We start from the raw sequence: 12,871 nt of genomic DNA on the forward strand, positions 1-12,871 counted from the left end.
GGGATAGGCGGTCGTCACCCTTAGTCGTTGTCAAGCCAGGATTTTCTGAAAACACCCTCTTTTATATATTCGCGGTGAGTCAGACGGGTCATGACGAGGGCGATCACGCGCGATGAGATCGCGGGACGGCTTGGCGACGTCCAGTACGACCGGTTTCTGCTCTATTTGATGGGGCCGTACAAATCGTTCAATCTCAACTACGTGCTGAGCGAGGAGGAACGCCGCCAGATCGACGTCGACGACCTTCCGGGCCCACTCCGGGCACTCTTCCAGCACCGAGAGGAGATCGACGAGGCGAAGGCGCTACTTCGGCGTGTGCAGGGAGCGCTCCGGACCGATCCCGGCGTGAACGCGTTTCTGGCGGTCGACGTCGACCTCGACACCGACGAGGTGGATGCGGTCACTCAGAGCATCGAGTACGCCCGCCGAGCGAACGCGACCGTGTTCGTCGTCCCGTTTCTCGGCCACAATTTCGGCGTCGGCGAGGAGGCCGGGAGCGTCCTCGAGACGATCGCCGACACCCACGGCGAGCGCATCGTCTTCGTCCACGAGGCCGCGGTCACCAGCGAGATGATCCGGTCGGCGCGCACCCGCTGGGACCTCCGCATCGAAACCTACGAGACAGAAGCCGAGCTGGTCGACACGGTGCAACGGTTCGTCGTGACGACGATGAACCGCGAACAGTTCGGCGACCTCGAGGCACTCGAGTGAGTCCGAGCAGGCGTGTTGGGCCCGGTCGAGGAAGGCGTTCTCGCCGCCGGGCTCCGGAACGCCACGACGGGGTGGCAACCGCGCTGAGTACAACGGGCGAACGCAACACGAGATTCCGTTCGAGTTGGGAACACGGTGATCAGTCAGCACAGGCGGGTCTCGCGCACTCGTCGCTATCGACGCTCACGGCCGCTAGCTGGCCGTCAGTTTGTAGGCGGAGCAGGACGAGAACCCCGTTGTGGTCGGGGTTGTTCACCTGCCAAGCCACTCGTCGTTTCGGACTTCGTACCCGTTCGCCCGGCAGAATTTCGCGGCTTGTCGGCGGACCGCCCGGGAGTCCGGGAGGGTTTCTGTGTCACGGATTCGTTCAACGATCCAGTCGCTGATGGCTTGAACGCCCTCATCGTCGTCATCGGGGTCGATTGCGCTGAGTTCCCGAAACGTCTTCTCGTAGGCGGTGCGCTGTGACCCACGGAGAGCCATGTTCGAGCGCGTCTCGGTGGCTTCCACGACTCGTTTCATGGCCGCGGCGACTGTCGGTCGCTGTAGCCGCACTCGGACGGCAGACGGGGAGTCGAACGTCTCCGCGTCTGTCTCCGGAACCAGTTCCTCGACGGCGTTGCTCCCGTTCCCTGAGTCGACTTCGCGGTCGCCGATCACCGCGACGACCTCGGACCCCGTCGCCGGGAACTCCAGCGATTCGAGTTCCGACTCGAGGTCGGCGAACGCTTCCGAGTCGACCGGCGGCTCTGTTTCGTCCCCTCGCTCCAGTTCCGTGGCAACGTCGCGCTCTCGCTGGCGTCTGTCGGCGTCGCGTGCTTGCTTCTCTCGGCCGCGCTTGTCGTCTGCCATCTCTGAAGATAGCGTCTCCAATCGGATAGTCCTGTGGTTGATGCGGGGGTCTCTCCGGACGGCGGGGGCGGACTTCGAGATCTCATGTAGCGTGGTGTGTTGTGACCGCTCGCCCGACGGACCGGCGAGATGGCTCGTCCCCACGACAGTCACGTCCGGCCCGCCGTTCGACGCGTGGAAGCGCGAAACTGGTCACCGCCGAACGAACCGACCCGTCGCCCCCGGAGGCGATCTTATCCCGGTATAGAACGACGTACACGTATGGACCGATACGAGGCTTCCTTTGAGATCGATTCGAAAACCGATTCGTACGCCGCCAGACGCATCCTCGAGCAAGCATACAACGCGATCCGAGAGGAGTCACAGAGCGTCCGAGACGGATCGGAAGACGCGAGCGCGTTACTTCACGAGTTCGAGACGCTTCGAGATGCGGTGGAAACACCGATGCCGGGGACGTTGGTGATCACCTACGAACGATACGACGACGGATTCGATGACTGAGGACGGAAACCGGATAGCGGACTCGGCTGTCCCCTTCCTCAGAAGACGTCGTCGCGCTGAGTCAGATCGTCGCACGGGTACGTACGACGTGGGCAATCGGTCACCAGACGGCACCAGTACCTCGCCCTGATCATCGTAGCGCCCGCTGGTCGACCGGTAGAAGCCATTGGCACCCGTTCTTCCCTGGGTGCACGATCGGCCGGAAGCACAACCCCTTTCCCACTAACTGACTAGCCAGTCAGTATGGGCGATGTTGACGAAGGCTCGACGCGAGCGGAGATCATGGCGGCGACGTACCGCGCTCTATGCCGGCAAGGGTATGCGTCGCTAACGATGCAAGACATTGCGGACGAACTCGAGAAGTCGAAATCGCTGCTTCACTACCACTTCGAGTCGAAGGACGCACTGCTGGCGGCGTTCATCGAGTACCTGCTCGCCCGGTTCGAACGGGAGGTTGGCGCCCTCGAGGGGCCGCCGGCTGATCGTCTCGAGGCGTTCGTCGATCGGTTCGTCGTCGACGACGCCGGCGACGACCGCGAGGCGCTGCATCTGGCGTTACTCGAGTTGCGGGCGCAGGCGCCGTACACCGATCGCTACCGCGATCAGCTCGCCCGGAGCGACGCGGTTGTCCGCGAGGCCGTTGCGGAGATCGTCCGCGACGGCGTCGAGCAGGGCGTGTTTCGCGCCGACGCCGACCCGGAGGGAGTGGCACGACTCGTCGTTGCCGCGATGGATGGCGGGCGGATGCGCGGGCTCACGATTGGCGAGGAATCGTACGCGGCAAGCGTTCGAGAGGAACTGTACGCCCACGTCCTCGACGATCTCGAGGTAGAACGCGGATGACGGGGCTGCGCGGCCGGCTTGCCGGGGCCGTCACCGGCCAGTATCTCATCATCGGCGCGGTGATCGTCAGCACCTTCTTCATCGGCTTCGGCGGCGGCGTCATCTTCCCGATTATCCCGAATCTGGGTACGATCCTCGGCATCTCGCCGGTGATGGTCGGCGTGATCCTCAGTGCGAATCGGTTCTCGCGGCTGGTCGCCAACGCTCCCGCGGGCATCCTCGTCGACCGCATCGGTACCCGAACACCGTTCGTCGTCGGGATGTTCGTCCAGGGAGTCGCCACGACTGGCTACGTGATCGCGGTCATCGCCCCCGCTCCGGAGGCGTGGTTTCTGGGTGCCCGCCTGCTGTGGGGTGCCGGCAGTGCGCTCGTATTCGCAACGGCGTACACGATCGCCGCCGATGTGAGCGACGGCGGCTCGCGGGGGACCAGCATGGGTCTCATCCGGGGTGGTGTGTTGTTCGGCGCACCGACGGGGCTGGTCGTTGGCGGGATCGTCAGCGAGGTCGCCGGCACGATCGCGGCGTTCGTCCTCGCCGCTGCCTTCGCGTTCATCGCCACCGCCATCGCGTACGCGACGATCCCGGAAACCCACGTCGAGGGCGACCAGCGACGGTCGGTCTCGCCGTGGGACGTCGATACGAGTGTGCCCGCGGTGACCGTCGGACTGATCAACTTCGCCGTACTGTTCGTCTACTTCGGCGTGCTGTTCGCGACGCTCGTGGTGTTTCTCGCCGAACACGACCTCGGGATGCTCGGCTTCGACGCCCAGGGCACCTCCGGACTGTTCATGGCGATCACCGTTATCACCGCGGGGGTGTTCATGTTCCTGGGCGGCTACGCGAGCGACAACCTGCGCTCGCGGGTGCCGATGCTCGTCTGTTTTCTCGGGATCACTGTTGTCGGCTTCGTCCTGCTCGCGTTCGCCGACTCGCTGCTCGCGCTGGCGGTTGCCTGCCTGTTCATCGGCGCCGGTCAGGGCGGGACGAGCGGGCCGTTGATGGCGCTGCTGGGTGATCTGACCCCCGACGAGCGGATGGGTCGAGCGGTGGGAACGAACAACGTTCTCGGCGACGTCGGCGGCGGGGTCGGCCCCATCGTCTCGCTGCCGCTGGTCGAAATCGTCGGCTTTCGCCCGGTGTATCTCGTCTGTGCGGTGTTGCCGCTCGTGGGCGCGATGATTCTCCTGGCGGGGGTGTACCGTGAGACAGGTGAGTTTGTCCCCGCCGTCGATGTGGCACGGCTGTAGGGGCGTCAGCGGTCGATGCCGTCACATCACGGAAATTTGGCTCTGTTGAAACACTCTACAACTGCCAAGAGTTTCCTGCTGTATACAGAGCATAAGTTCAGCACGATAGCTTCATCCAGTTCGCGCCGAATCCAGTGAATCAGTTGTTCAGTAGATGCAACTAATCGGAAGAGGGTCAACTCGATTACATTCTTTAATCAAGTTTAATAGTTGGTTCCAGAAATCCCCTGTTGTGGTTTTCAGTGCATCTTTCGCGGCATTCCAGTATGCTCTGTCGTGTACAACGTCAGTGATCATGGTGATTTTAACCCCCCAGTCCGCAATCTGGCCATCTCTTCCATCTGTGCCCTTCGGCCGCTGAATACTGGTGTTTCGAATCCTGTGGATCCCACAATACGCGCATAATACATATTATATATAAATGAGCCATCATACAATTTGAGATGATAAAATTAGATACTGACACAGTTCGGGTCGAGACGATAGAACTCTGAGCTTCAAATCATCTACAGATAATCGAGGCGAGTGCCTCGGGGCTTGACCCCGAGGGTGAATCCGACCCGAATGTTTACAAACAATACTTCGTATTATGTAGGTAACGACTGCGAAGAATATTGAAGACCTCAATATGAAGCGGTCGTTTGGCTGATGGGAATGCGGCACCTCTCAAAACTCGCGCCGTTGGCGTGGTGAGACGGGTGCTGTCGGGCGGGGTAGAGCCGCCGACCCTCACGGACACAACAAGTGTTCGGGTGTTAATTCCAGCCGACCGCGTAAGCGGAAGGCCGAGGGGAATTAAATTCACCTGCGACGGCACGACCCGTTTTGGGACGTGCGGTCAAAACGGTGAAGCCTCGGGGCTTGTCCCCGAGGTACTTCACCGTACTGCCGCCGTTCGACCGCCCGGGCCCGCCGGTCGGTGTCCCACTCCTCGAGGAGGCCGTAGTCGGTCATCGTCTCCATGCCCGCGATCGCCGCGGAGAGTTTGATCCCGATGAGCGGAATCTCCGCGACGGAAACGATTACATCCACGCGGACGATCGCTCCGTCGCGGAGCAGGACGTCGAGAACGTCGACGAACGTATCCTCGTTTTTTTCCGGTTTCATGTTACGTATCTCCGTTTCCTAGTTCTGGCCCGCTGAACCGAACCTCGAGTCCGGGTGCCGCCGCGACGTCGTCCAGCACCGAGCCGACCGCCGTCTCGTCGTCCTCATGAGCGAGCAGCGTTAGCCGGCTGAGCGTTTCACCGTCGTCGTTGCCGCGAAGAATCGTGTCGAATTGGAAGGGGATTGGCGTGCCGAAGGTGTCGCCGGCTTCGTCGACGACGGTCTGGTGTCGAACGAACCACCGCCTGACCTCGGTGAGATCGGCCGAGTCGTAGATTCTATCGCAAGCGTGGGCGACCGCGCCGATACCGTCGGTATCGACGACCGAGACGGGACCGTCGCCGACGCCGCTCGTCTCGAAGTCGGGATCGTCCCCGACCCGGACGACGCAGTAGAGGTACCGTCCCTCGCCGATATCCGGTAACATGGCCTCGTCCGGCTCATCGGGCACGTCGAAATCCTTGAGGGTGGAACCGGGATTGCCGAAGTCGGCGGTCATTCGTCCTCACCTCCGAACACGGAGTAACCGGGTTTTCGGTGTTTGGCCGGATCCGCATCCATCCGTTCGATCGCGTCGGTAACGAGCCCGTCCAGGTCCCCTCGGAGGTCGTCAACGCTGTCTTCGATCCCCTCATCGCGCTTGATCTGGTCGATCTCCGCCTCGATGGTTGCCAGCTGGCGACCGAGGCGATCGATCTCCTCGTCCGTGAGGTTACCCGACTCCATCCGACGGACGGCCTCGCGCTCGAGCGTATCGACGAGGATTTCGACGATGCTGACGATGAGGGTCATGAGCCCGTCTCGTGCGTCGTTACCGGAGCCGATGTCGATCGCCGTCACGATCAGCCCTCCTCTGCTTTGGCTTTGGCCGTCTCTTTTTCTTCTTCGTCGGCTTCGTCCTCGTCGGTCTCGTCGTCCTCCGCCTCGGGGTCTGGCGTGACGTTAACCCCCCGCGTCGAGTCGATCACCGGATTCGGCCGATCAATTTCTGCAATTTCGGGGTCTCCGACGGCCTTGGCGAGCCGACGCATGTCCGTTCCCTCGGGGAACTCGAGGCCGTACTTTGCGGCCGTCTCGAACGAAGCGATGGCGGCTCGGATCTGGATGCCGAGCAGCTGCGTGTCGCCGATGGAGACGGCGATGTCCGCGTTGATAACGACGCCCTTGTCGAGCAGCATCTCGACGACGTCCGCGAGGTCGGCCTTCTGTCGACTGGGCTGGAAATCATGCGCCACGGCACCCACCTCGGCTCGTTACGCCGTTTTCTTGCTCCATCCGAGTCGATCCCAGGACGCTCGCGGTCGCCGCTTGAGTGGGCCCGATTGTTCTTGAGGCAGTCGTTACCAGATTCTGTCGCCGATTGTGCGTGAAAGCGTTCATTATTCTTCCCTTCGTCGTTTGCGTTCGATCTCGAACCGCTGGCCGTATACGCGCTCGAGAGCGCGCGCCGTCGAGAGTGTTACCTGCTTTGGGACGTGTTACCTGCTTTGGGACGGTCGAATGATGCTCGCCGCCAGGATCGTGTCTGTTCGTCGCTCTCGTCGACACTGCCGTCGGGTTCCGGGAGGATGGAGTCGTGTCCTGGTGGCACATCTTTTCGTGGTTTGCCTCGTACAACTTCTCGAACCAACGTCGCCCAACAGCGACTCGATTCATCAACGTCGCTGGGGCGCTTCTCGACGCTCTCGAGAGCGGTCTCCGCCTCCGAAAACAGCCCCGGCCCCCCTTCATTGTCGTCTTATCGATCATCCGCCATCACCTTCCGAAGTCGAGTTCGGTTCGCTCTCGGGTTCAATCGTCACGGTGAGCACACCGTTCTTGATCGTTGTGTCGACCGTCCTGTCGCGCCAGGGAATGTCAACCCGCTCGACCTCGCTCCCGGAGACGGCGATGACGAGCGTCGAGCCGTCGAACCCGACGGTGACGTCTTCCGGGTCGGCCCCGCCGACGTCAGCCGTAACTACTAGTTCGCCATCGTAGACGTACGTCGCCGAGTGGTACGAATCCGACGGCGCCCGGCGGTGACGTCGGTTCCGCGGCCGGTCGGCGACGCCGTCGATCTCACCGCTGGGCCGGATCGAATCGAATTCCTCGGTAATCGAACGATCGAGGCCAGTGTTGACGGAGATATTGTAATCGACCGTCGCGCGATCACCGCGCCGACGTCCCGATAGCTGTCCGTCGTTACGCTCGAGTCGCTCGAGCGCCGACAGCAGCGTCGAGAGCCAGTGTTCGTACTCCGGTCCGTCCCATTGATCGTTGTTATCGTTACTCATTATCGTTTCACCTCTACGCGGCCGCTCGAAGACTGCCCGTGAACCTCGCGAGCGATCTCGATCTTTTTCTCAAGCTCTTTCTTCCAACGCCGATACTCTTCTTCGGGACGTTCGCCGAGTTTGCACGGCAGCTGGCTCTCCTCGAGCGCATTCAGATCGTACAGTTCGCTGAACGAGCGAGCACCTGCAAACCGTAAATATCCCAACGCGGAACGGGAAGCCCCGTCGTTTACGATGGGGAGGATGTCACCTGTCTTCCTGATCAGCCCTTCGAGCGCCCACGCTCTTCCTGTCGTGGCCCATCTATTTTCGCGAGGACGACTTTGTGGATGCCAAGCGTTACTCAGTCGCCGACTCTGGTGACGACTCCGGCCGCGTCTCGACTTCGAGTTCCTCGAGTTCGTCGAGGTCGCCCTCGGCGGTGGCCTGCTCGATCTTCGCGATCTCCTCTGCGTAGTGCAGGAAGGTGTCGACGGAGGCGACGACGACGCGCGCCTCGACGGTCAGGAGTTCGATACCGACGACGGAGACTCGCGCCCAGACGTCGATGACGACGCCCTTGTCGAGGACGCGGTCCAGCACTTCCGCGAGACTCGAGGAATCGGGTCGTTGGCGTGTCTGTGTCATTGTGATCTCCATCTGAGAGTAGAGCGAGAGTTCGCTTCAGCATGCTGGGTGCACTGGCAAGCCAACGCCCGAAAAACGACAGCAGAGGAACTCATGGATCCGAAGCGACCGTTCGAGGGCAGTTGGGTACGCCTCGTCCTCTGAGTTAGATGAGGGGATAGTTTGGACCGACGACCTGCTGCTGATATGCCGCGAATGTCGCACGGAGTAGAGTTCGATCTATTGGTCGCGTCGGAAAACCGTTCAGAACCAGCGGAGCTGTTGCTGAAACAAAGCCGTAGCTGATAGCTCGTAGGAATGGGGACAATGTGGTAAGCGTGAAACTGTCCCCAATTGAGATTACACTCACGATTCACTTGTCTCTGTCCATTGATCCGTCTGAACAGTATCCGCTTGCTGCCTTCGCAGAGTTCCTCACCAACCAGCATCTCGAATCGACGCTACTGGAAGCGGTTATCGAAAGCCTCGACGACGTGCTCGTCGAGGCGTACTGTGGCGAAAAACACGCAGACGGCAACGGTGGCAACCGTTTCCAACGTTCGACAACAAAGACTCGCACGGCGGTTACCACCGCCGGCGAGCACGAGTTTTCGCTGGGGTACGTCAAAGACACTGCTGCTCGTGATGACGAATGCGCATACTTCCGTCCCATTGAACAACTCGTCGATTTCGACGGCAAGAAGCGATATCAACAGGATGTCGCTGCACGCACAGTCGATCTTGCAACGGATCTCTCCTACCGCGACGCAGCCGCTCATTCCCAAGACCTCGAAAAGACGCCCTCCAAAGACACGATCCGCGCCCGTGTGACCGAGTACGGCAGGAAACTCACTGTGCCCGTTCCGTCTCTCGATACGTGACGCCGAGGTCGAGGTCCTCGTACATTCGGTCGAGCATCGCCAGCGCCGACTGGAACTGAGCGTAGTTCTCGCGCATATACTCGATCGTCTCGGCTCTCGGGATCACCGGGTGTCCCTCGATGTGCTCAATGTCGAGCGAGGGGCGTGGCTCGAGGACGATCTGCAGCGCTCCGTCCAACTCGTCTCGGGGCTGTCGCTCGAATGCAGTGGGGAGGTCGAACGACTCGAAAAACACCTCCCAGGTGTCGACGTCCTGCTCACGGACGGCCAAGAACAGCGGATAGTCGTTCGGATCCCGACCGACCTGGTAGCCGCCTTGGGTCCACACGTAGACGGCGTCGATCCGCGTGAACGCGAACGGCCAGTCACCGAACTGTGGGATGACGTAGGCCTCCTCGATGGAGGGGGGACTGACGCCGGCGCTGGCAGCGACAAGCTCGCGGGCAGCGACGCGTACGCGCTCGTCGACGACAGTGAGGCCGTCGTCATAGGTGACGTAGCCTGCGTCTTCGAGCCGATTGACGGCCTGTCTCACCGTCTCGTACGGCCTGTGGAGGTGTTGGGCGACACGGCGGATGGAGTCACCACTGTTGATGGCGAGGATAGTCTGCGCCGCTGTGTCGTCAAGCATCTCATACATCTGGTGGTTACCAATAATCCGGTAACAGTTAAAAGCCTTACTCGACTGGACAGGAAGCTACGATTTCTCCATTTGTCTCGACGGTTGCTTCTGGCAGAAGTTGCGACCGCTGCGCTCAATGCATATGGAAGTGGAACTAGTTTCGTTGTTCGTTTCAGGAGTCCTGGGATAAGCCAATGCAGAGAGAGTGCGAACCTAATGAGGTTGTTTCTATCATCTAATATAGATTGTTGAGGGGCTGTGCTGAATACAGAGCGCAAATGTGGCACGACACAAAGTCCGTTTAACGCGAAGGTAGCGAACGTTCAGTACAGACTGACAATCTATCGTGAGTTTCACTCAAAAGCCTTATAGGATTGATAGTGATGCACTCGAAATATCTGATGGGGTGCAAAGATGGGACTGATTGAAGGGTTGCGGAGAACCAGTGGTATAGAGCTGTACGAGTGCCGAAACTGTGGTGAAAAGTTCACAGAAGATGTTGCCGAGTGTCCGAACTGTGGATGGGAGGAGACCGCTCACTACGTATTCTGAACGATCCACACAGACGCTGGAGGGGAACGAACTCCCCGAACAGGTTTCTGACGGCCTGAAACGAGTGGCCAGGCTCCGTTCGCAGCCAGACTTTGCAAGTCAATCGACTCTCTGGTAGCCAGAGGACCCTCCCTCAGAGTCGTTCTCTCCGTTTCCTGCTCGATCTGTTTCTCAGTCCTCAGCCAGAGGAGTGACGGTTAGCGTTCCGTCCGCCCGAACCTCAACCCAGTATCCTTCATATTGAAATGCGATTTTCGCTCCTTCGGTCTCCGGTTTGAAGAGTTCGTTGAGTGCCTCGGGGTTAATCGAATAGTACAACGGGTCCAGATCTTCAATATCCGCATCTTTGGCCTCTGTAAGGACAGAAATCACTGCGGTCGTAGGGGTCTCATAGTCCAACATGGTGTACTCAATTTCATCACTATTCTGCATAGGTTCTGTACTCCCCCTTCTGGTATAAGCGCAGAGCGTTAATTCGCACAGGGGTTGTCTGAAACATGCGTATTCTTGTTTCTCTGCGCTGAGTAAGCACCATCTTCGCAAATCGGGTCAGGTTTCGTCCGACATTCGCGCACTGTATTACAGCACGGCTCTCTCAATACTACCAATTGCTGATAGAAGTAACGGCGTCAGGTTCGTAGGCGTACATAGCAAATTGGCACCGTTCGTTTCGGGTGATCTCGAGTGGGCCCACCCGTTGATTCGGACTCCTTACCGATAGTGTTCGTCGTCGATCTGGAGGATCGCCTCGGTCGTGGCGAGGCCATGACGGGCGGCGAACTCGTCTGCGAGTGCGAGGGTGCGATCAGCGCGGCTGGATCACCCTCTTCGAACAGTAAGGCGTAGTTGACGAGCGCGTTGACAAGCAGCAGGTCGTCCTGTGAGTGTCGCGTGGACATCACCGGACTTCGCCCCGTCTTCGTATATAATCCCTCGATGGTGCCGATTGAGTCCCCTGCCGGCACTCAAGACCACGACGTGTGGAGAGCGGTGTGAGGCGCGGTTCAGTGATGGTTTACCGTCTCGTCGACTGACGCCAGATCAACGTTCGTAAATTCGATCCGGGTTCCCCCAGTGGGCCCGGTGGTGAGCGTCCAGTCCCACTCGTACGTCTCGGCCAACTGGGCGGCATACGTGAGTCCCAGCCCAGTTCCATTCGGCTTCGTCGAGAAGCCTGCACCAGCCACCTTGTTTCGAACAGTTTCGGGAATACCGGTCCCGTCATCGGCAACGTAAAAACCCGTCTCGAGATCGCCAATGCGGACGGTCACCGGGTCGTCGCTGTGTTCGATACTGTTGCGAAACAGGTTCACGAGCAGGTGACATACGTGCACCGGGTTCGCCGAAATCGTGTGTTCGGTCTCGACGACGAGTTCGGCTTGCTCTGCATCCGCCACGACGTCTGCCCAGACGTTCGAGGCCAGCTCGGAGAGTCGAATCGGTTCGTAGCCGATATTTGCCTGAGAGCCGCGAACGGTGACCAGCAAGATGTCGATCATCTCCTCGATCCGCTCGAGCGCGATGTCGACCTCTTCAGCGGCGTCTTCGTTTCGTGGTCGTTCTTGCTGGTGGTAGATCTGGGCGATGTCTAACGGGTTTCGCAACTCATGGGCGAGCATCCCCGCGAAGCTTTCTAACCGCTCGTTTTGGCGCTCGAGTTCGTGGCTATATTGTTCGAGTTCGCGGCTTCGTTCTTCAGCGATACGTGCCCGCGTTCTGGCCCGTGCATCACTATGGCCGACACCGAAGCCGGCAACGGTGGCAAGCGCCGTCAGGATAGGGATCGAATCAGCCGGAGATGTCATCCCACCACCGGGCTGAAGATCATAGAGGAGGAGAAGCGCCAACATCACGCCAAGCCCAGCAAAACACCAGTCGGCGATACGTGGATATAGGTCTGGGTGGATCTCAGTCCTCCGGAGTCGATACCCGCCATACAACAGGATGGCACCGGGGACGCCAACCAAGAGAAAGTGAATCACCGCATTCCCCACTGGATCCACACCAACGGTTTTCATGAGCGCACGGCTGAGTGCGACCACGAGGTACAGTCCCCCAAGAGCAATGATGGTGTACCTCCCGCGGTCATCTGCAACGAAACCCGTGACACCGCTCATTGGCTCCGCAATATTAGGGGCAGATAGTTATGATTTGCGGCGTGTTACCGTCCCCATCACCACACGGCGTGTTGTCATCAGCGTGATTCCGGTATCGTACCCAGTGCTCGATTAGGGGTTGGACGTCTCGGCCGTAGCGCCGCTGGACAGCCAGAGGTGAGTGTTCGCGATCTTCCGGCCCCGTCCCACGCCGCCGTCTTCGAGAGCTCTGAGCGTCTTGTAGGCGGTCTCATACGAACACGCGGCGTGAGCGGCGACGTCCTGCGTACCGGCCCATCCCGCCCTCGCTCTCGAGCGCCTGTGGAGACTGCGCTCCCTACGGGAACCACTTCGGTTCCTGCAAAGCGCGTCCTGGAAGCAGGAAGCCCCATCTGCTCACGGCGGTGAAGCCGCCGTTCGCATGGTCCGTGAGACCTTCGGTCTCACGCCACCCTCAAGCGCGAGCCAAAAGGCGAGCGGTAGGGTGGGGTCGTTCACCAACCGAGAGGGTCAACGAAACTGAAAATTCCAAGGATACTCCTCGTGGGTCAGTGCGGAGCGGATATCAATTCTG

15 protein-coding genes and 2 pseudogenes are annotated in these 12,871 nt (G+C 60.0%); 6 read left to right on the forward strand and 11 right to left on the reverse strand.

What is annotated here, in order from left to right; genetic code table 11:
• Window positions 1–90: 90 nt before the first annotated feature.
• The gene (locus AC6I6S_RS15815) at window positions 91–711 is read left to right on the forward strand and encodes a DUF7509 family protein (protein ID WP_497951520.1); all 621 of its coding nucleotides are present in this window, start codon (window positions 91–93) and stop codon (window positions 709–711) included.
• 252 nt (window positions 712–963) lie between these two features.
• Here the strand turns inward: AC6I6S_RS15815 and AC6I6S_RS15820 are convergent, their stop codons facing one another.
• A complete protein-coding gene (locus AC6I6S_RS15820) occupies window positions 964–1,563 on the reverse strand; it encodes a DUF5789 family protein (protein WP_497951522.1) in 600 nt (199 codons plus the stop codon).
• A 261-nt stretch (window positions 1,564–1,824) separates the two neighbouring features.
• Between AC6I6S_RS15820 and AC6I6S_RS15825 the strand changes: the two genes are divergently transcribed.
• The 3 genes from AC6I6S_RS15825 to AC6I6S_RS15835 all read left to right on the forward strand — a co-directional run bounded on the left by AC6I6S_RS15825 (window position 1,825) and on the right by AC6I6S_RS15835 (window position 4,157).
• Window positions 1,825–2,064 (forward strand): hypothetical protein, encoded by a 240-nt coding sequence (locus AC6I6S_RS15825; RefSeq protein WP_497951524.1) that lies wholly within the window; start codon window positions 1,825–1,827, stop codon window positions 2,062–2,064.
• Window positions 2,065–2,307: 243 nt separating this feature from the next.
• Window positions 2,308–2,907 (forward strand): TetR/AcrR family transcriptional regulator, encoded by a 600-nt coding sequence (locus tag AC6I6S_RS15830; RefSeq protein WP_497951526.1) that lies wholly within the window; start codon window positions 2,308–2,310, stop codon window positions 2,905–2,907.
• Window positions 2,904–4,157, forward strand: a complete 1,254-nt coding sequence (locus AC6I6S_RS15835) for an MFS transporter (RefSeq protein WP_497951527.1) — start codon at window positions 2,904–2,906, stop codon at window positions 4,155–4,157. Before AC6I6S_RS15830 ends, AC6I6S_RS15835 begins: the two co-directional genes overlap by 4 nt.
• 801 nt (window positions 4,158–4,958) lie before the next feature.
• Here AC6I6S_RS15835 and gvpM read toward each other — a convergent pair.
• The 7 genes and pseudogenes from gvpM to gvpA form a co-directional block, all read right to left on the reverse strand.
• Window positions 4,959–5,264: a gas vesicle protein GvpM gene (gene gvpM / locus AC6I6S_RS15840; RefSeq protein WP_497951529.1), complete on the reverse strand. Its 306-nt coding sequence runs from the start codon at window positions 5,262–5,264 to the stop codon at window positions 4,959–4,961.
• Window position 5,265: 1 nt separating this feature from the next.
• Window positions 5,266–5,763 (reverse strand): GvpL/GvpF family gas vesicle protein, encoded by a 498-nt coding sequence (locus tag AC6I6S_RS15845; RefSeq protein ID WP_497951531.1) that lies wholly within the window; start codon window positions 5,761–5,763, stop codon window positions 5,266–5,268.
• Window positions 5,760–6,104 carry a gas vesicle protein K gene (locus tag AC6I6S_RS15850; RefSeq protein WP_497951533.1) on the reverse strand — a complete coding sequence of 115 codons (345 nt, stop codon included), beginning with the start codon at window positions 6,102–6,104 and terminating at the stop codon, window positions 5,760–5,762. The genes AC6I6S_RS15845 and AC6I6S_RS15850 overlap by 4 nt, the downstream gene beginning before the upstream one ends.
• 88 nt (window positions 6,105–6,192) lie before the next feature.
• A pseudogene (gene gvpJ / locus AC6I6S_RS15855) lies at window positions 6,193–6,508 on the reverse strand (gas vesicle protein GvpJ); the annotation flags it as partial.
• A 501-nt stretch (window positions 6,509–7,009) separates the two neighbouring features.
• Complete coding sequence (locus AC6I6S_RS15860) at window positions 7,010–7,540, reverse strand: DUF7127 family protein (RefSeq protein WP_497951534.1); 531 nt, start codon at window positions 7,538–7,540, stop codon at window positions 7,010–7,012.
• Complete coding sequence (locus AC6I6S_RS15865; protein WP_497951535.1) at window positions 7,540–7,746, reverse strand: hypothetical protein; 207 nt, start codon at window positions 7,744–7,746, stop codon at window positions 7,540–7,542. Before AC6I6S_RS15865 ends, AC6I6S_RS15860 begins: the two co-directional genes overlap by 1 nt.
• 133 nt (window positions 7,747–7,879) lie before the next feature.
• The gene (gene gvpA, locus AC6I6S_RS15870; RefSeq protein ID WP_497951536.1) at window positions 7,880–8,167 is read right to left on the reverse strand and encodes a gas vesicle protein GvpA; all 288 of its coding nucleotides are present in this window, start codon (window positions 8,165–8,167) and stop codon (window positions 7,880–7,882) included.
• 317 nt (window positions 8,168–8,484) lie between these two features.
• On the opposite strand from gvpA, the pseudogene AC6I6S_RS15875 reads away from it, so the two are divergent.
• A pseudogene (locus tag AC6I6S_RS15875) lies at window positions 8,485–9,000 on the forward strand (UPF0236 family transposase-like protein); the annotation flags it as partial.
• Here AC6I6S_RS15875 and AC6I6S_RS15880 read toward each other — a convergent pair.
• A complete protein-coding gene (locus AC6I6S_RS15880) occupies window positions 8,996–9,667 on the reverse strand; it encodes a helix-turn-helix domain-containing protein (protein ID WP_497951538.1) in 672 nt (223 codons plus the stop codon). The pseudogene AC6I6S_RS15875 and the gene AC6I6S_RS15880 overlap by 5 nt on opposite strands.
• Before the next feature lie 396 nt (window positions 9,668–10,063).
• Here AC6I6S_RS15880 and AC6I6S_RS15885 point away from each other — a divergent pair, with 396 nt between their 5' ends.
• On the forward strand, window positions 10,064–10,201 hold the full coding sequence (locus AC6I6S_RS15885) for a hypothetical protein (protein WP_497951540.1): 138 nt from the start codon (window positions 10,064–10,066) through the stop codon (window positions 10,199–10,201).
• A 171-nt stretch (window positions 10,202–10,372) separates the two neighbouring features.
• Here AC6I6S_RS15885 and AC6I6S_RS15890 read toward each other — a convergent pair whose 3' ends face one another.
• The gene (locus AC6I6S_RS15890) at window positions 10,373–10,633 is read right to left on the reverse strand and encodes a HalOD1 output domain-containing protein (RefSeq protein ID WP_497951542.1); all 261 of its coding nucleotides are present in this window, start codon (window positions 10,631–10,633) and stop codon (window positions 10,373–10,375) included.
• Window positions 10,634–11,205: 572 nt separating this feature from the next.
• A complete protein-coding gene (locus AC6I6S_RS15895; RefSeq protein WP_497951544.1) occupies window positions 11,206–12,318 on the reverse strand; it encodes a sensor histidine kinase in 1,113 nt (370 codons plus the stop codon).
• Window positions 12,319–12,871 lie beyond the last annotated feature (553 nt).

The sequence above is a fragment of the Natrononativus sp. DTA114 genome (genome assembly GCF_059736515.1).